This window comes from Rhizobium sp. 9140 (assembly GCF_900067135.1).
Classification (GTDB): domain Bacteria; phylum Pseudomonadota; class Alphaproteobacteria; order Rhizobiales; family Rhizobiaceae; genus Ferranicluibacter.
Genome location: NZ_FJUR01000002.1, coordinates 320,230 through 337,971, shown reverse-complemented (window position 1 = coordinate 337,971; position 17,742 = coordinate 320,230). Strand labels below are relative to the sequence as shown.

Genomic DNA, 17,742 nt, shown 5'->3' with positions numbered 1-17,742 from the left:
ACCCGACAGAACGTTCACCGATGCCGGAGCCATACGGATCGTAAGTATTTTATTATATTTTAATCCGCATTTGACAGAATGCCGCACACGCTGCGCCGATCACTCCGGTGCGGCCTTAAGCGGGTGGGGGGAGCTTTTCATGATCGATCGTTTGATGTCTCGGATACGGATCCAGACCAAGGTGCTGGTTCTCGTCACGCCGTTCGTGCTCAGCATCACGGCCGTCGGCATCACCGGTCTCTACACATCCGGTCTGCTGCAGGGACGCATGGAAATTTCCAACAGCGTCCTCCAGTCGCTGAGCGGCTTCAAGGAAGTCTTCTCCGCCATGTCGCGCTTCCTGATGCAGCCGTCGCCGGAGACGCACGATGCGGCGCGCAGGGAACTGAGCGACGAGATCGCCAACCTGAAAACGATGGCCGATGGCCTGCGTGCGGAGACGGATGTCGCCCGGCTGGACGAGGCGCTGGCCCAGTCCGCCAGCATCGCCGCGAACATCGAAACCCTTTGGGCGCTGCAGACCGACCGCGAGCGGATCGCCACCGCGGTCGGCGCGAGCACCGAGGAGCTTCTCGCCGTGCAGGCCGCAGCGGGGAAACAGGCCTTCGTCCTCCTCGCCTCTGCCAAAACCCTCGAGAAATCCGCGAAATCCGACCTGAAAACGGCGCTGCAAGTCGGCGCGCTCGGTTCCGCGGCGCAGACGCTCGCGACGCAGGCAACCGCAGCGGCAAGCGATGCGGACCGGATCAAGGTGATCAAGACGGGCCTGCCCGCCGTGTCCACGGCGCTCGACGCGACGATCAAGGCCCTCGGAAAGACCTCGCTTCCAGCCGTCGATGCGCTGAAGCCTCAGATGGCGGCCGTCGGAGACGGCGCGACAAAGGCCGGCACCGATCCCTTCGCCGTCGGCAATCTCGTTACCGCACTCGCTTCGCTCGACCGCGCGGCGGCGGCGATCAAGACCGCGTCCGACGACGCTCTGCGCAATGCCGTCTCCGCGCTTGCCGCAGCGGAAGGCGAAATCGCCAAGGCCGATCGCGTCGGCAACAAGCTGCGCGCCATCGTCGGAAATGCCAACCAGATCCGCGTCGTCTTTGCCGAACTCGCGGCCGTTCCGGACGAGGGCGGCGTAAAGACGGTGCAGCAGGCGCTGTATGCCTATGGCAAGGAGATGGAGGGTCTCGCGACCGCCGTTCCCGGCGATACGGTTCTGGCCGCGCTGCCGGCAAAGGCGAAGCCGGCCATGGCATCCCTGGAGGCGAACGCCCTCGCGCTCGTGGCCTTGTCGGCGAAACAGCGCTCGGAGTTCGACGCCGCGGCCGCACAGATCGACGGGACATGGACGCTGCTGACGGAATTCGCGGAGAGCCAGAAGCAGAGTGCGGGCACGGAGCGCGAGCAGGCGAACACCATTTCGCTCGGCGCGACGCTTGCCGGCATTCTCATCGCCCTTCTCGCCGGAACAGCACTGGTCATAACGTTGAAAGGTCCGATCGGGCAGATCACCGCTGCCATGCGTCGCCTTGCCGACGGTGCGCTGGATACGTCGATCACGGGTGAAAACCGTTCCGACGAAATTGGCGACATGGCGCGCGCGCTTTCGGTCTTCAAAGGCAATGCGCTCACCAAGGTCTCGATGGAAGAGCAGGCGGAGGCGACGCGTCGCGAGACGGAGACCCAGCGGCGGCGCAACGATACGGATCGTCAGGAGGCCGCGCAGCAGGTTCAGTTCGCTGTGGACACCCTGGCGCAGGGCCTGTCGCGCCTCGCACGCGGTGACATGAGCGTCACCATCGAAACACCCTTTGCCGCGCATCTCGATCGTCTTCGCAGCGACTTCAACGCCTCGGTCGGTGGGTTGCGCGAGACGCTTTCGGAAATTCGCAATATCTCCAGCGCCATCCATCATAATGGCCAGCAGATGGCCGATGCCGTCGGCGACCTTGCCAAGCGGACGGAACAGCAGGCGGCAGCGCTTGAGGAAACTTCGGCTGCGGTTGACGAGGTTTCATCGACGGTGCGCACGGCGGCCGGTCGCGCCAACGACGTGCAGGGCATCGTTCAGCGCGCCAAGCGCAATGCCGACAACTCCTCCGGCATCGTGCAGAATGCGATCTCGGCCATGATGCGCATTCGCGAGGCTTCCGACAAGATCGGGCAGATCGTCGGCGCCATCGATACGATCGCCTTCCAGACCAACCTCCTCGCGCTGAATGCCGGCGTAGAGGCTGCACGGGCAGGCGAGGCCGGAAAGGGCTTTGCGGTTGTTGCCCAAGAGGTGCGCGACCTCGCGCAGCGTTCGGCGCAAGCGGCTAAGGAAATCGGCGGGCTGATCGCGAAATCGTCGGCGGAGGTTGCAACGGGCTCGCAATATGTCGAGCAGACCGGCAGTGCCCTGATGGAAATCGCCCACCAGATCGTGGATATCGCCGGCCATGTCGATCATCTCGCGATCTCCAGCCGCGACCAGTCGACCTCGCTCGAATCCGTCAACGGTTCCGTCAACCAGATCGACCACATGACCCAGCAGAATGCCGCGATGGTGGAAGAGACCAATGCCGCAACCTTGCAGCTTGCCGAGGATATCGACATGCTCGCAGGCCTCGTCAGCCGCTTCCGCCTGCTGGAGGAGGACAATGTTCGGCACGCGCGGGCTGCCTGATCGGTTCTTCAGGCAGGCTCTCGTCGATTTCGGTTGAATTGGCGGGAGACGGAGATAGCGTCAGGCTCTGATATTACGGGAGCATCCGATGACGTTGACCGAACAGAGACTGCGCGAATTGCGGGAAAAATACGCGACAGGGCACGGGGGCGAGATCAGCGATCCCGGCTTTCGCCGCGTGGCCGCACATATCTTCTCCGAGACGGGCACGCGGTCTGCGCCCTATTCCGGCATACCGACGCTCCTGTCCGCGCCCCTGGTCGAGCCGAGCGATAGCGAAGCGTTCGACGCGCTGCAGGTCGCGCTGCTCGGAATTCCCATGGATCTCGGGGTGACCAACCGCACCGGCTCCCGCTTCGGCCCGCGGGCGCTGCGGACGATCGAGCGGATCGGACCCTATAACCATGTGCTCGAGGTCGCGCCGGTGCACGAGCTGCGCGTGGCGGATATCGGCGACGTTCCCTTTCGCAGCCGCTACCGGCTGGAGATGAGCCACGAGGACATCGAGCAGCATGTGGGCAGGGTCGTCGCAAAGGGCATCCTGCCGCTGTCGGTCGGCGGCGATCATTCCGTCACGCATCCCATCCTTCGCTCGGTCGGGCGGGAGCGGCCTGTCGGCATGATCCATATCGATGCGCATTGCGACACGGGCGGTGCGTATGACCTGACCAAGTTCCACCATGGCGGCCCGTTCCGCAACGCGGTTCTCGATGGCGTCCTCGATCCGACACGGGTGATCCAGATCGGCATTCGCGGCTCGTCCGAATATCTCTGGGAATTCTCCTACGATGCCGGCATGACGGTCATCCACGCAGAAGAGGTGACCGGAATGGGCGTTCCGGCGATCGTCGAGAAGGCGCGCGCCATCGTCGGAGACGGGCCGACCTATCTCTCCTTCGACATCGACAGTCTCGACCCGGCTTTTGCGCCCGGCACGGGAACGCCGGAGATCGGCGGTCTGACCACGCGGGAGGCGCTGGAACTGCTCCGAGGGCTGAAGGGTCTGAATTTCGTCGGTGGAGATGTTGTCGAGGTCGCACCGCAATATGATAGCACGACCAACACCGCCCAGGCCGGGGCACAGATGCTGTTCGAGATCCTGAGCCTGCTCGCGTTCAGCCCGTCGCTGAGGCCGTGATCGTGATACCGCTTCCCGATCGCTGGCAGGCTTGGCCCTGCCGCGTCTACCGTTTGCGAAGCGGCCAGCGCAGGATGCCGGCGGCATAAAGCGGCAGCCAGACGAGCACTGGCTGGAGCGCCAGACGCGGGAGGTGATAGAGCCAGGGCAGAACGCCAACATCAAGCATGCCGTCGACCGACGTCAGGCCGTCGACCGACGTCAGGCCGTCGATGGCATGCTTGATGTTGGCGGGGTAGACGCAGACGGCGTATAGCGCAAGGCCAAGCGCCGCCACACGTTCTGCGGCGCGGAACCAGAGACCAATCGCACCCAAAAGCTCGCAGACACCCGTCAGCGCGATAACCGTTGTGGGATACGGCACCCAACCGGGCGTGATCGTCAGAAAGGGCGATGGCCAGACGAGATGCAGGATGCCGGCCGCCGCGTAGAACAGAGAGAGCGCGATGCGCAGGCCGATATGCCGTTGGTCGCTGTGCGTCGCTCCGATCATGGGGTGTTCATCGTCCTGTGGAAGTCTGCAGCTTTATGCCCGTTTTTTAGAACGTATGGCACCCCGATACGAATGACCCGCCGCTTCAGGGAAAGCGGCGGGCCTTGACCTCGAAGGCAGGGAGTAGCGCCCCGAGGTCAAGGGAGATAAGCCGAGATTCAGCCGGCTCTACAGGTTGGCCAGGAGATCGTTGATGCGGTTCTCCATATCTGCCAGCGCGGCATCGACCTCTTTCTGCCCGGTCATCGCGGCGTTCATTTCCTGACCGATGATGTCCTGAATCGCGAACTGGCGCTGGACGGTCGACGGCAGGGCCGTGCCGAGTGTGGCAATCGGCGCCACCGTATCACGGTGCGGCAGGGCCTTGAATGCCGGCGTTTCGAACACGGCCTTCACGGATGGCAGGTGGCCGGTGCGCGACCATTCGAAGTCATTGTCCTTGAAGAACTTGAGGAACTTGCCGATGGCCGCCGTCTCTTCGGCTGAGCGGTCCTTCTGCGAAATACCCCAGGCGTGGCCGTCGGCGTATTGCGATTTCTTGCCGGGAAAGAGCTGCGGATAGGGATAGACGGCATAGCCGCCTTTGTTCAGCGCAGTCCCCGGCGTTTCCGAGGAGGCATTGTAGTCGCCGATGACCCAGGTGCCGTTGAGGTGTACGCCACCTTCGCCGGCGAGAAAGGCGTTGATGCTGGCGGCGTAGTCCATGTCCTTCGTGGTGTCGCCCTGGTCGAAGATCGCCTTGTACATCTCCAGAACCTTTTTGGCCTCGGGCGTGTTCAACTTGACCTTCAGCGGATCGGCGAAGAAGTCGGAATCCTGCTGGAACAGGTAGGTGTAGAAATTGCGGGTATAGAGCGCCGTCTCGTTGGCAAGATTCTGGACGAAGTAAGGCTTGCCGGTCTTCTCGCGAAACTGCTTGGCCTGCGCCAGGAGTTCGTCGACGCTGGTCGGCAGCTTCGGCGTGCCATCGGCATTCACGAGGTCCGCCTGCTTAAACAGGTCCATGTTGATGTGGTAGAGCATCGTCCAGTTATCGATCGGCAGGCCGTAGATCTGGCCGTCCTTGGTCACGCCGTTGCGGGCCGCATCGGTAAAGTCGTCCGGCTTCACGCCGACAGAGGCGAGAACCTCGTCGAGCGGCATCAGCAGGCCCTTGGACTGGTAGTCCGAGAGGGCGGAGTGGTGGATCGAGACGATGTCGGGTGGATCGCCGGCCGCAAACTGCGCGGTCAGCTGGTCGTAGCCCGGCCACTCCACCGTCGTCACCGAGATATGGATATCGGGATTGTCGGCGTTAAACTTGTTGATCATCGAGGTGATGATCCCGCACTCGCCGACGGCTTTGGCCACATCCGTATTGCTGCCGAAATCGGCGTCGCAAGCACCGAAAAAGCGCTGCAGGCTGAGTTCCGTGGCCGCGAAAGACGGCGTCGCCGCCATTACCGCAAGGGCCGAAGCCGCCGCCAGAATAGACGTCCTCCATACATGCATCATGCGTGTCTCCTCCATGTCATGATTGCGTTTCACCGGCCTTGTCTACACAGGCCGGGCAGTCTCCTCACCGAACGGCAGCGCCGGATACGGCGGTAACGATGTATTTCTGGAAAAACAGATAGAGGATCAGGATCGGCGCGCTGGCAAAGACCGCCTGCGACATGAGGAAGCCGAGGCCCTCGGACTGTGCGAAGTTCGTCTGCGTCGAGGCGATGCCCACGGTCAGCGTGTACATGTCTTTCTTCGTGCCGGAGATCAGCGGCCAGAAGTAGTCGTTCCAGACGCTGAGAAAGGTGAAGATGCCGAGCGTCGCCTGCGCCGGCACCGTCAGCGGCAAAAGCACCTTCCAGAAGATCTTGAAACGGCTCGCATTGTCGAGCAGCGCCGCCTCGTCCAGCTCCTTGGGAATGGCGCGAAAATACTGCGTCATCAGGAACACGCCGAACGGCGCCGAAAGCCACGGCAGGATCAGCCCCGAATAGGTGTTGTGCAGCTTCAACCAGGAAAAGAGCTGGTGGCGGGCGATCAGCACGGCCTGCTCGGGAATGGCAAGACCGATGAGCACGACCACGAAGAGGGCGTTGCGGAAGGGAAAATTGAGGCGGGCAAAGCCGTAGCCGGCGAGCGAGCAGAGCACCAGCGTGCCGAGCGTTACCCCGCCGGACACGATGAGGCTGTTGAGAATCCATCGGAAGACCGACGAGGTCGTGAGGATGTTGAGGTAGTTCTGGAGCGTGTAGGGCGCATGGAACACGGCGTTCATGCTCGCCATCAGCTCCTTATTGTCCTTCAGCGACAGAGCGACGACCCAGACCAGCGGCGCCATCATGACGACGGCCGTCGCGATCGTAAGGGCGAGAATGACGCGGTCGCCCGTGCTGCGTCCGACCATGCCGGAAGGTCCCGCGCCTGTCTGTGCGGATGTGGCTGTCATCGTGCTCATGCGTCCTCTCCCTTGCGGCGGGAAACGAGATACTGGATCATTGCGGCAACGAGGATCAGCGCAAACAGGACTTCGGAAGCCGCAGCGCCGAGGCCGAGATCCCAACGTTTGAAGGCGGCGTCGTAGATGTAGAGGACGAGCGGGGTGGATACGTTGTTTGGCCCACCATTCGTCATCAGCCGTGCCTGCCCGAAGAGTTGGAATTGAAGCACGATCTGGATGACGACGACCAGCACGAAGGTGCGCTTGATGGATGGGAAGGTGATGGACCGGAACGTGCGCCAGCGGCCCGCATTGTCGAGTGCCGCTGCCTCATAGATATCGTCGGGGATCTGCTGGAGCGCGGAGAGAAACAGCATTATCGGCAGGCCGACGCACCACCAGATCGTCGCGATGGCGATGGCGATCATGACCAGCTTCGGATCCGACAGGAAGGCCGGAGCCGTTGCGCCGAACCAGCCGTAGACGGTGGAGAGGAGGCCGAAGCCCGGCACGAAGACGATGCGCCAGATCAGCGTGACGATGGTGACGGACAGAACGGACGAGGCGAAGAAGATGGTGCGCAGCACCGCTGCCGTGCGCGTCTGCCGGTTGAGCGCCAACGCCAGCAGAAGCCCGATCAGCGCCAGCGCGGGCATGGTGAGAAGGACGAAATAGAAGGTGTTGCCGATGGCCTGCAGGAAGATCCGGTCGTTGAAAAGCCTGACATAATTGGCAAGGGCGACGAAGCGGCCGGTGGAAAACGCGTCCGCCTTGTGCAGGCTCATCCACATGCCCCAGAACAAAGGCACGATGAGCAGCAGAACGAAGAAAACGAGGTAGGGCGCGACGAAGATCGCATTGCGCCAGCGCGGCGCGTTGACGTTTTGGACCCGTCGTCGGGACGATGCGGGCCGTTCCGCCGGGGATGTGCCGCCAAGCGTCAGGTCAGCCATGGCCGATCTCCTCCGCATGACGGGCGCGACCCTCGGTATCGAACAGGTGGGTTCGCGTGCCGTCGAGGACAAGCGCGATCTCATCGCCGATGGCAACGCGGCTCATGCCGATATCCTCGGCGACGATCATGCTGCCGTCCTTCAGACGGACATAAAGCAGCGTGCGGTCGCCGAGCCTTTCCAGCACCTCGACCCGGCCGGGCATCGTGTTGACGGCGCCAGGCTCCGCGCGACGGACGGCCTCGGCGCGGATGCCGAGCGTCTGTTCGCCCGCGGCCACGCCATTGGCCTGAATGGTGGTTGTCAGCTGTCCCCCGTTCGGCAGCGTTGCCACAAGGAATCCGCCACTTTCCGACAGGGTGACCGGCAAGAAGTTCATGGTGGGCGACCCGACGAAGGTCGCGACGAACCGGCTGGCCGGCCTCAGATAGATGTCCATCGGCGTGCCGATCTGCTCGATCTGCCGGTTGTTCATAACGACGACACGATCGGCCAGCGTCATCGCCTCGATCTGGTCATGCGTGACGAAAATCATGGTGGACTTGACGCGGTTGCGCAGCTGCGCGAGTTCCACGCGGGTTCGAACCCGAAGAGCTGCATCGAGGTTGGAAAGCGGCTCGTCGAACAAAAAGGCCTTGGGTTCCTTGACGATGGCGCGGCCGATGGCGACGCGCTGGCGCTGCCCGCCGGAGAGCTGGCCGGGCTTGCGCTCCATGAGATGCCCGATTTCCAGCATACGAGCAGCTTCCGCCAGACGCGCATCGATCACGCCCCTGGGCACGTCGATATTCTCAAGGCCGAAGGCCATATTGTCGGCGACCGTCATATGCGGATAGAGCGCGTATGACTGGAACACCATGGCGATGCCGCGCTGGCCGGGCGGCAGCGTGTCGATCCGCTCGCCATTGATTGAGATCGTGCCCTCGTCCACGCTTTCGAGCCCGGCGATCATGCGCAGCAGCGTCGATTTTCCGCAGCCGGAAGGGCCGAGAAACACCATGAACTCATTGGCTTTGACGGATAGCGAGAGGTTTTCAAGCACTGTCATTGCGCCATAGCGCTTCGTGACGCTGTCGATCTCGATCTGCGCGGTCATGCAAGCCTCCTGCCGGTGTCGTTCAAAACACAGGTCTGCATCATATCCTCCCGGCGGTGGCGCGGGTTCCCGCCCGTCCATCCGCCATCCTTGCCGCCATTCCGTGTCACCGAACCGGGTATCCTCCTCCGGTTCGCAATACCGCTTTTTGACCCGTGTCAGCCCTTGAGGCGGATCATCCGATAGCTTAACGGCGCGATGGACGCTGTGAGACGACCGTCTGCAAACAGGGCGCCTTCGCCCTTCACCGGCACGACGTTGTCGGGCGTCTCCGCCGTATTGGTGATGCGGAGGTCGGAATGAGCGATCACCTGATCCTCGACGACCGTCAGGCTGCCGAATTCGAGCAGGCCGACATCGAGATCGAGCGCTTCGCTCAGATGCCGGTTGACGAGGAAGAAGGTGACATGGCCCGATGTCGCGTCGTGCACGGCGGAGACATCGAGATAGGGGACAGCGCCGATATCCTCGACCGTGTAGCTGGGACTGTCCACCATCAGCTTCAGGGCCGTGCCGCGCCCGTAGACCGAGGCGTAATAGTAGGGGTAAAAGATCGTCTGGCGCCAGGCCGGGCCGCCGGGCACGGTCATGATCGGCGCGATGACGTTGACCAGCTGCGCAAGGCAGGCGATCTTCACCACGTCGGCCCGGTTGATGAACGTATTCAGAATGCAGCCGACCTGCAGCACATCCTCGAAATTGTAGTCGTCCTCCAGCAACGGCGGCGCTTCCGGCCAGCCATTGTGGCCTTCGAGGATCGCCTTGTCCCGCTCCTTGGAGTGGTACCAGACGTTCCACTCGTCGAAGGAGATATAGACGTCCTTCTTGGAGCGCTTCTTCGACTTCACATAGGCGATGACGCCGGCGACCGTGCCGATATAGGTGTCGAGCTCCAGGCTGCGGGCGAGATAGCTCGCCGTGTCCCTGGCCCGGTTCTCGAAATACATATGCAGCGAGATATGGTCGACTTCGTTATAGGTATGCTCCAGCACCGTCGCCTCCCATTGCGGGTAGGTCGGCATGTGAGCGTTGGAGGAGCCGCAGACGACGAGTTCGAGCCGGCTGTCGAAGGCGCGCATGGCCTTTGCCGTCTCATGAGCCAGCCGCCCGTATTCGTCGGCCGTTTTGTGGCCGATCTGCCAGGGGCCGTCCATCTCGTTGCCGAGGCACCAGAGGCGCACGTCAAACGGCGCTTCGCGGCCGTTGGCACGGCGCTTGTCGCTCCAGGTGCTGCCGCCTTCGTGATTGACGTATTCGAGGAAATTGCGCGCCTCGTCGAGACCGCGTGAGCCGAGGTTGACCGCAAGCATCATCTCGGTGCCCACCGTCTCGCACCAGTCGGCGAACTCGTGAATGCCGACCTGATTGCTCTCCGACGTGTGCCAGGCGAGATCGAGGCGAACGGGGCGCTCTTTGCGCGGACCGATGCCGTCCTCCCAATTGTAGGCGGACACGAAATTGCCGCCGGGATAACGGACGATGGGGACCTGCAGCTCCTTCACGAGATCGATGACGTCCTGACGCATGCCGTCGCCATCGGCCGTCGGGTGGTCCGGCTCATAGATCCCGGTGTAGACGGCGCGGCCCAGATGCTCGATGAACGAGCCGTAGAGCCGCGGGTCGATCTCCGAGATCGTGAATTTGCTGTGGGCGATAACTGACGCCTTCATGCCGTCCTCCCAAATAAATCACACTTCATGATTTATATCATGATTTAAGATGAATAGAGCGGAGGCGGCGAGAGGCGTCAAGCGGAAAATGTTGTGCAGTGCGACAGCGACGTCTTATTTGCGGGTGCGCAGACGCAGCAGGATATCCTGATCGTAGTTGCCGAAACCGCGCCCGAAAATGTTGATGCCGCCCGGGTGTTTGGCATCGTCGCGCACACCGATCCGCAGCCGGATGGAATGATGGACGTCCAGTTTCAGGTCGTCGAGACGGATGTCTGACATCCGCAGGCCATCGACGTAAGAGCCTTCATCATTCACCCGAAAGCTCTTGAGTTTGCCGTACTGCGAGCCCTTCAGTTTCCACCAATCCGGCGTGTAAACCCCTCTCTTATCGCCGAAATCTCCAGGAGAGGTCCATGTTCCCACCTCCACGCCGTTGACGCCAAGCGTGATGTCGGAAGGCCAGTCGGCACTGGTGCCGGGGACTTCGGAGGAGAGCTCCATCACGAATTCCAGTTCGCGGATGTGTGCATTGGCAAGGCGGGCATTGTTGGGAAATTGGTACTCGACATGACCACGGGTGAACCAGATCAGCCCGGTTTTCATGCGGTCTGGATCGAGAAACGTGCTGGGTACATCCAGGAGCCCGATGATGCCATCGACCGAACAGAGCCCGCAGGGTGCCGACACCTCGAAGCTCGTATAAAGGCCAAGCGGCATGGACACATCGATGGCATCCGGTTCCGTTTCCTTGATATCATTCTTTAGAACGATCAGGATCTCATCGTAAAGTGCGTGACAAACCTTCTGGTTTCCTTTCCGCGCCTTGATGGTTTCCGTGCGGATCAGCCCGGCTTCCTGCAGCATCTGGACGTTGATCGACACGCTGGATTGCGGTGATCGGAGGACGTCTGCGATGTCGTTGACGTTCATCGGTCCCTTGTTTTGCAGCAACTTCAGGATCGAAATGCGTGCCGGCGATGCCAAGCCTTTCAGGACGGCCTGATTCTCTTCAGGATCGACGACGAGAAAATTTCGGCTCACGAACTGGCACTCCAAGCTAGGCTTTTGCGGTTTTAATTCATATCGATAAAACTGATCCAGTCAACAACAGCATTTGCGTGCCTTCGACATGTGAACCCGGTTCCATCCGCCCTATCTGTTAGGTGACCGCGCGTGCTGCCGACGAGGATGGCGGTGCGATTGTTATCAGTGAAGGAGACCTGCGTGACGACACCGACAGCCCGCGTGCAGCAGACCGCCGACGCCACTTCAGGCGCAGCCCTCGGCAATCTCGATCCCGCACCGCCCGCCACGCTGGTGATTTTCGGCGCGACCGGGGATCTCACCCGCCGCCTGCTCGTTCCCGCCCTCATCAACATGGAGCGGGAAGGGCTGATCAACCCGTCCTCGACCGTGCTCGGCATCGGCAAGGACGCCGGCGATGACGAGATGCTCAGGACGAGCCTCGAGACCTTCAGTGCCGGGCATTTCGGCGAAGGCGACGCGCAGCGTGGCGAGGCCTGGAAGAGTCTGCGGCCAAAATTGCGCTACCGCGCCGGAGACTTCACGGCAGATCAAATCTACACCGAGATCGCCGCCGAAATCACCGGCAACGCGGTCTTCTACCTCGCCGTACCACCGCGCTTCTTCGGCGATATCGTCGAGAAGCTCGCCGATCACGGGCTGACGACGGAAGCCGACGGCGCCTTTCGCCGCATTGAGAGCGGCGGTGCAAAATTAGACCACGGTAGCGGCGGGATTGTCCCGCTTCGGGCGGCGTAAAAGTCGGCCACCTATTTCTCTTCTGCAATGAGCGCAGGAGGGCCTGGGGATCTATACCGTGGAATTATATCTGAAGGTTCGACTGGCTTGCTCGGAAGGCATGAGCCGGCGTCAGGCTGCAAAGCATTTCAACATATCGCGCGACAGCGTTTCCAAGATGCTGTCCTATTCGACGCCACCTGGCTATCAGCGACAATCACCGATCCGGCGGCCCAAGCTGGATGCGTTTGTCTCGACGATCGATCACTGGCTGGACGAAGACAGACAAGTGCCGCGCAAGCAGCGCCATACGGCCAAGCGGGTGTTTGACCGGCTTCGAGACGAATGCGGGTTCACTGGCGGCTATACGATCATCAAGGATTACATGCGCGAGCGGGATCAGCGCCGCCAGGAAGTGTTCGTGCCGCTGTCGCATCCGCCCGGCCATGCGCAGGCCGATTTCGGTGAGGCGATGGTGGTCATCGGCGGTGTCGAGCAGAAGGCGCATTTCTTCGTGCTCGACCTTCCGCACAGCGACGGCTGCTACGTGCGGGCCTATCCGGCGGCAGTGGCCGAGGCCTGGGTCGATGGCCATGTCCATGCGTTCGCTTTCTTCGGCGCCGTGCCGCAATCGATCGTCTACGACAACGACCGTTGCCTGGTGGCGAAGATTTTGCCTGACGGCACCCGCAAGCGCGCGACGTTGTTCAGCGGCTTCCTGTCCCACTACCTTATCCGGGATCGCTATGGCCGTCCCGGCAAGGGCAACGACAAGGGGAACGTCGAGGGTCTCGTCGGCTATGCCCGGCGCAACTTCATGGTACCGATCCCGCAGTTTGCGACATGGGAGGCGTTCAACACCTTTCTGGAGGAGCAGTGCCGGAAGCGCCAGCGCGACAGGCTGCGCGGCGAGAGCGAGACGATCGGCGAGCGCTTGCGGCGCGATCTGGCTGCCATGCGCGCCTTGCCAGCCTCGCCATTTGATGCCTGCGACCAGGCAAGTGCCAAGGTGACGGCGCAGTCGCTGGTGCGCTACAAGACCAACGACTATTCCGTCCCGGTCGCCTATGGCCATCAGGATGTGTGGGTGCGCGGCTATGTCAACGAAGTGGTCATTGGTGGCCGTGGCGAGATCATCGCCCGCCATCCTCGGTGCTGGGAACGGGAAGACGTCGTCTTCGATCCTGTCCATTACCTGCCGCTGATCGAGCAGAAGATCAATTCGCTGGATCAGGCAGCGCCCCTCCAGGGCTGGGACTTGCCGCAAGAGTTCGCTACGCTGCGCCGGTTGATGGAAGGCCGCATGGCCAAACACGGCCGGCGTGAGTACGTGCAGGTCCTCCGCCTGCTGGAGAGCTTCGAACTCGCCGATCTGCATGCGGCGGTGAAGCAGGCGATCCAGCTTGGCGCCATTGGCTTTGACGCCGTCAAGCATCTGATCCTGTGCCGGGTGGAACGCCGGCCGCCCAGACTGGACCTGTCCATCTACCCGTATTTGCCGAGGGCGACGGTCGAGACGACATCGGCGAAGGCGTATATGCGTCTCCTGTCGTCGGATGCGGGAGAAGTCGCATGAACACCCAAGCACCCGAGATCCTTCTCACCCATTATCTCAAAACCCTGAAGCTGCCGAGTTTCCAGCGCGAGTACCAGAAGCTGGCCCGGCTGTGCGCCACCGAAGGCGTCGATCATGTCGGATACCTCACCCGGCTTGCCGAGCGGGAGATGATCGAACGGGACCGTCGCAAGGTCGAGCGTCGCATCAAGGCGGCCAGGTTCCCGGTCGTCAAAAGCCTCGACAGTTTCGACTTCGCCGCCATCCCAAAGCTGAACAGGATGCAGGTGCTGGAACTGGCGCGCTGCGAATGGATCGAGCGCAGGGAGAACGTTATCGCTCTCGGCCCCAGCGGCACGGGCAAGACCCATGTGGCGCTCGGCCTCGGCCTGGCCGCCTGCCAGAAGGGCCTGTCCGTTGGGTTCACGACAGCGGCCGCACTGGTCAGCGAGATGATGGAGGCGCGCGACGAGCGGCGTCTCATCCGGTTCCAGAAGCAGATGGCCGCCTACCAGCTGTTGATCATCGATGAACTGGGCTTCGTGCCGCTGTCAAAGACCGGCGCGGAATTGCTGTTCGAGCTGATCTCGCAACGATACGAGCGAGGCGCGACCCTGATCACCAGCAACCTTCCTTTTGACGAATGGACGGAAACCTTGGGGTCCGAGCGCCTGACCGGCGCTTTGCTCGACCGCATCACCCATCACGTCAGCATCCTCGAGATGAACGGCGACAGCTATCGTCTCGCCCAAAGCCGCGCCCGAAAGGCCGGCTGACGCCCTTCGAAAATCGCAACGCGCGCATGAGACCCCCGCTCGGGCCTAAGCCCTCCCGGCGGTCTCATGCGCGCGCCACAAGTGGCCGACTTTTGCGCCGCCGCGTGGCAGGATTTTACTCCGCCGTTGACACCGCATCGCGATCGAAAAGCCGTTCGGGCATGATGCGGCATCCGCGAAGGCTTTGAACGCGCGTATTCTGGCCCGTGTGGCGGAAACGCAGGTCTACCGCATCGACCATTTCCTCGGCAAGGAAACGGTCCAGAACATCATGACGCTGCGCTTTGCCAACATGATGATCGAGAAGCTGTGGAACAGCGACAGCATCGACCATATCCAGATCACGGCGGCGGAAACTGTGGATGTCGGCACGCGCGGCAGCTTCTACGACGGTACCGGCGCGCTTCGCGACATGGTGCCGAACCACCTGTTCCAGCTTCTGTCCATGGTGGCGATGGAGCCGCCGATCAGCTTCGATGCGGAGGCCGTGCGCGACGAGAAGGCGAAGGTGCTGCGCGCAATCCGGATTTACGAGCCGGAGGAGGCAGCCGAAAACAGCGTGCGTGGCGCCTACACGGCCGGAACCATCGGTGATCGCACCATTCCCGCCTATACCGAAACAGCCGACGTCAAAACGGATAGCACCACGGAGACCTATGTCGCGCTGAAGTTGATGATCGACACGTGGCGCTGGGCCGGGGTGCCATTCTACTTGCGCACGGGCAAGGCGTTGACCGTGCGGGATACGGAGGTCATCGTCACGTTCAAACCCGTGCCGTTCGCGCAGTTCCCGCGCCTCAAGAACGCGCATCTGCCGCCGAACCGCATCGTTATTCAGATCCAGCCAGACGAGGGAATCAGCCTTGATATGCTCATCAAGCGACCTGGCATCGGCGTGGCGGTGGAGCCTGCGGTGATGGATTTCCGCTATGCCGGCCTGTTCGATATCGGTCGGCTGAATGGCTACGAGACGCTGATCTACGATATCCTGACCGGCGACCAGACCCTGTTCCAGCGGGCGGATGCGGTGGAGGCCGGCTGGCGGGCCGTCCAGCCGTTTCTCGACCACTGGGCGGAAGGCGGAGCACCTGAGCCCTACGCGCCCGGCTCGCTCGGGCCGGACATGGCAGCGGATCTGCTCGCCCGCGATGGTCTTGCCTGGCACGATCTCGTCACCCGTTGACGCGCGGGATGGAGCTGCGAGCGCAGGCTGCGTTCTGCCGGGACGAGGTGGATACGTCCCGGCTGGGCGGGCGCACGATCTTCGCAGCCCTTCGTGTCGCAGTCCTCAGCGCATGTCTCTTACCCATACAGGTACCGGAGGTGGCAGCCCAGACCAAGGAAGAGCGTGACGCCGGCTGTCTGTACGAGGGCGGGGCGGCATCACCTTCGCTCTGTATCCGCAAGAAGAGTTTCAACGGCGATCTTTGCCGGGCGATCGAGCATTTCGCGAAACGGTCGGATCTGCCGCCGGATTACTTCGCACGATTGCTCTGGCGCGAAAGCCTGTTCCGGCCGGAGGCCGTCAGCCCCAAGGGTGCGGAAGGCATCGCGCAGTTCATGCCGGGCACGGCGCGGGCGCGTGGGCTCGGCAACAGCTTCGACGTCATTCAGTCGCTCGATGCAGCCTCGGCCTACTTGCAGGAGCTTGGTACGCGGTTCGGCAATTTTGGCCTTGCCGCGGCGGCCTACAATGCAGGGGAGGGCGGACTTTCACGTTTTCTCTCGAGGGGAAGGCTGCCGCTGGAAACGCAGGATTACGTCTTCGCCATCACCGGACATTCCGCCGAGATCTGGAAAACCAGCCCGCCCGAGAGCGCGGCCCCGGTGCTCGATACGGCGAAGCCGTTTCTGGATGCCTGCATCGCGCTTGCGACCAGCCGCATCATCCGCGATCCCGTCCTCGCCGGCTCGGCTGACTGGGCGCCGTGGGGCGTGCAGCTTGCCGGGCACTACAATCCGGCCACCGCGATGAAGCTGTTCACATTGGCCGTCGCTCGGCTACCCGCGCCTTATAATGCCGAGCGCGCCCTTCTCGTCCGCCAGCGCGGCGGCAATTTCGGCTACCGGCCCCGTTACGCCGCCCGCATCGCGCGCGAGAACCGGCAGGAGGCGGATGCCCTTTGCACCATCGTACGGAAAACCGGCGTCGCCTGCATCGTCTTTCGCAACAGGCCCCATCGCTGACCCTTCATCCGCGCCAACGCAAAAAGGCCCGACAATGCCGGGCCTTCAGAACTGCGCGTTCCGGCCGTTACTCAGCGGCCTGCGAGACCGGTGTCATGTTCCGGTAGGGCTCGCAGAGCGCTTCCATCATCCGCACCTCTTCTGCCGTCAAGTCGGTCAGCGGCGCGCGGACGGGGCCGGCGTCGAAGCCCATCAGCCGGACGCCGGCCTTGATAGCGGAGACCGCGTAGCCCTTCTGCCGATTGCGGATGTCCATGAACGGGTAGAAGAAGTCGATCAGGATGCGGTTGGTGGTCGCGGTGTCGCCGGCACGAAGCGCCGTATAGAACTGCTGGGCCAGCGCTGGCACGAAGTTGAAGACGGCCGAGGAATAGGTCGTCACGCCGGCGCCGAGATAGGCATCGGCGAAGAGTTCCGCTGTCGGCATGCCGCCGAGATAGGTGAGGCGGTCGCCCATCGTCGCCGTGATGCGGCGCACCAGTGCGATGTCGCCGGAGCCGTCCTTGAAGCCAACAAGGTTGGGGCAGGCGTCGCAAAGGCGCGACAGCGTGTCCGCCGTCAGGATCGAATTGTCGCGATTATAGACCATGACCCCGATCGAGACGGACTGGCAGACGGTCTTGATGTGCTGGTAGAGGCCTTCCTGGCTCGCATCCATCAGGTAATGCGGCAAGAGCAGGATGCCGTCGGCGCCGGCCTTTTCCGCGGATGTTGCTATGGAGACTGCGATGCGCGTGCCGTAACCGCAGCCCGCAACGATCGGCGTGGCTCCGGCAGAAGCCTTGGCGGCCGCGACGATCTCGGGAATTTCCGAAGGCTCCAGCGAGAAGAACTCCCCCGTTCCGCCGGCGGCGAACAGAACCGTCGCATCGAAACCGGCCAACCAGCCGACATGCGCCTCATAGGCCTTGCGGTTGAACAGCCCGTCGGCGCCGAACGGGGTGACGGGGAAGGACAAGAGGCCGGCGCCGAGCGCGTGCTTCAGTTCGATGGGATCCATGGACACGGGGATGTTCTCCAGACGTTGCA

14 protein-coding genes and 1 pseudogene are annotated in these 17,742 nt (G+C 62.5%); 7 read left to right on the top strand and 8 right to left on the bottom strand.

Annotation, left to right across the window (positions count from 1 at the left end; genetic code table 11):
- The first annotated feature begins 139 nt into the window (after positions 1–139).
- Complete coding sequence (locus tag GA0004734_RS18895) at positions 140–2,662, top strand: methyl-accepting chemotaxis protein (RefSeq protein ID WP_092936911.1); 2,523 nt, start codon at positions 140–142, stop codon at positions 2,660–2,662.
- Positions 2,663–2,750: 88 nt separating this feature from the next.
- Entirely contained in the window at positions 2,751–3,800 is a 1,050-nt protein-coding gene (gene speB / locus GA0004734_RS18890; RefSeq protein WP_092936909.1) for an agmatinase, read from the top strand.
- A gap of 46 nt (positions 3,801–3,846) precedes the next feature.
- Here the strand turns inward: speB and GA0004734_RS18885 are convergent, their stop codons facing one another.
- The 7 genes from GA0004734_RS18885 to GA0004734_RS18855 all read right to left on the bottom strand — a co-directional run bounded on the left by GA0004734_RS18885 (position 3,847) and on the right by GA0004734_RS18855 (position 11,475).
- Positions 3,847–4,293, bottom strand: coding sequence for a DoxX family protein (locus GA0004734_RS18885; RefSeq protein ID WP_092936907.1), 447 nt, complete (start codon positions 4,291–4,293; stop codon positions 3,847–3,849).
- 168 nt (positions 4,294–4,461) lie between these two features.
- Positions 4,462–5,787 (bottom strand): extracellular solute-binding protein, encoded by a 1,326-nt coding sequence (locus tag GA0004734_RS18880; protein ID WP_092936905.1) that lies wholly within the window; start codon positions 5,785–5,787, stop codon positions 4,462–4,464.
- A gap of 64 nt (positions 5,788–5,851) precedes the next feature.
- On the bottom strand, positions 5,852–6,679 hold the full coding sequence (locus GA0004734_RS18875; RefSeq protein ID WP_092938172.1) for a carbohydrate ABC transporter permease: 828 nt from the start codon (positions 6,677–6,679) through the stop codon (positions 5,852–5,854).
- Between the two features lie 47 nt (positions 6,680–6,726).
- Complete coding sequence (locus GA0004734_RS18870) at positions 6,727–7,665, bottom strand: carbohydrate ABC transporter permease (protein ID WP_092936902.1); 939 nt, start codon at positions 7,663–7,665, stop codon at positions 6,727–6,729.
- Positions 7,658–8,761 (bottom strand): ABC transporter ATP-binding protein, encoded by a 1,104-nt coding sequence (gene ugpC / locus GA0004734_RS18865; protein WP_092936901.1) that lies wholly within the window; start codon positions 8,759–8,761, stop codon positions 7,658–7,660. Before ugpC ends, GA0004734_RS18870 begins: the two co-directional genes overlap by 8 nt.
- 158 nt (positions 8,762–8,919) lie before the next feature.
- A complete protein-coding gene (locus GA0004734_RS18860) occupies positions 8,920–10,431 on the bottom strand; it encodes an arabinosylfuranosidase ArfA (protein WP_092936899.1) in 1,512 nt (503 codons plus the stop codon).
- Positions 10,432–10,545: 114 nt separating this feature from the next.
- Complete coding sequence (locus tag GA0004734_RS18855; protein WP_092938171.1) at positions 10,546–11,475, bottom strand: ArsR/SmtB family transcription factor; 930 nt, start codon at positions 11,473–11,475, stop codon at positions 10,546–10,548.
- 183 nt (positions 11,476–11,658) lie between these two features.
- Between GA0004734_RS18855 and GA0004734_RS18850 the strand changes: the two genes are divergently transcribed.
- The 5 genes and pseudogenes from GA0004734_RS18850 to GA0004734_RS18830 all read left to right on the top strand — a co-directional run bounded on the left by GA0004734_RS18850 (position 11,659) and on the right by GA0004734_RS18830 (position 16,713).
- Positions 11,659–12,216, top strand: a complete 558-nt coding sequence (locus GA0004734_RS18850) for a hypothetical protein (protein WP_175386559.1) — start codon at positions 11,659–11,661, stop codon at positions 12,214–12,216.
- A gap of 58 nt (positions 12,217–12,274) precedes the next feature.
- A complete protein-coding gene (gene istA / locus GA0004734_RS18845; protein ID WP_139056207.1) occupies positions 12,275–13,771 on the top strand; it encodes an IS21 family transposase in 1,497 nt (498 codons plus the stop codon).
- On the top strand, positions 13,768–14,526 hold the full coding sequence (istB, locus tag GA0004734_RS18840; RefSeq protein WP_092930036.1) for an IS21-like element helper ATPase IstB: 759 nt from the start codon (positions 13,768–13,770) through the stop codon (positions 14,524–14,526). The genes istA and istB overlap by 4 nt, the downstream gene beginning before the upstream one ends.
- Before the next feature lie 133 nt (positions 14,527–14,659).
- Positions 14,660–15,709, top strand: a pseudogene (zwf, locus tag GA0004734_RS18835) (glucose-6-phosphate dehydrogenase); the annotation flags it as partial.
- Positions 15,710–15,849: 140 nt separating this feature from the next.
- Positions 15,850–16,713 carry a transglycosylase SLT domain-containing protein gene (locus GA0004734_RS18830; RefSeq protein ID WP_245292546.1) on the top strand — a complete coding sequence of 288 codons (864 nt, stop codon included), beginning with the start codon at positions 15,850–15,852 and terminating at the stop codon, positions 16,711–16,713.
- 67 nt (positions 16,714–16,780) lie between these two features.
- Here GA0004734_RS18830 and kdgD read toward each other — a convergent pair whose 3' ends face one another.
- The gene (gene kdgD, locus GA0004734_RS18825; RefSeq protein WP_092938170.1) at positions 16,781–17,713 is read right to left on the bottom strand and encodes a 5-dehydro-4-deoxyglucarate dehydratase; all 933 of its coding nucleotides are present in this window, start codon (positions 17,711–17,713) and stop codon (positions 16,781–16,783) included.
- Positions 17,714–17,742: the final 29 nt, after the last annotated feature.

What these genes read in the sequence shown, in the direction of transcription:
- GA0004734_RS18895 (WP_092936911.1), top strand. Translation starts at nt 140, where the DNA reads ATGATCGATCGTTTGATGTCTCGGATACGGATCCAGACCAAGGTGCTG.
- speB (WP_092936909.1), top strand. Translation starts at nt 2,751, where the DNA reads ATGACGTTGACCGAACAGAGACTGCGCGAATTGCGGGAAAAATACGCG.
- GA0004734_RS18885 (WP_092936907.1), bottom strand. Translation starts at nt 4,293, where the DNA reads ATGATCGGAGCGACGCACAGCGACCAACGGCATATCGGCCTGCGCATC.
- GA0004734_RS18880 (WP_092936905.1), bottom strand. Translation starts at nt 5,787, where the DNA reads ATGATGCATGTATGGAGGACGTCTATTCTGGCGGCGGCTTCGGCCCTT.
- GA0004734_RS18875 (WP_092938172.1), bottom strand. Translation starts at nt 6,679, where the DNA reads ATGGTCGGACGCAGCACGGGCGACCGCGTCATTCTCGCCCTTACGATC.
- GA0004734_RS18870 (WP_092936902.1), bottom strand. Translation starts at nt 7,665, where the DNA reads ATGGCTGACCTGACGCTTGGCGGCACATCCCCGGCGGAACGGCCCGCA.
- ugpC (WP_092936901.1), bottom strand. Translation starts at nt 8,761, where the DNA reads ATGACCGCGCAGATCGAGATCGACAGCGTCACGAAGCGCTATGGCGCA.
- GA0004734_RS18860 (WP_092936899.1), bottom strand. Translation starts at nt 10,431, where the DNA reads ATGAAGGCGTCAGTTATCGCCCACAGCAAATTCACGATCTCGGAGATC.
- istB (WP_092930036.1), top strand. Translation starts at nt 13,768, where the DNA reads ATGAACACCCAAGCACCCGAGATCCTTCTCACCCATTATCTCAAAACC.
- kdgD (WP_092938170.1), bottom strand. Translation starts at nt 17,713, where the DNA reads ATGGATCCCATCGAACTGAAGCACGCGCTCGGCGCCGGCCTCTTGTCC.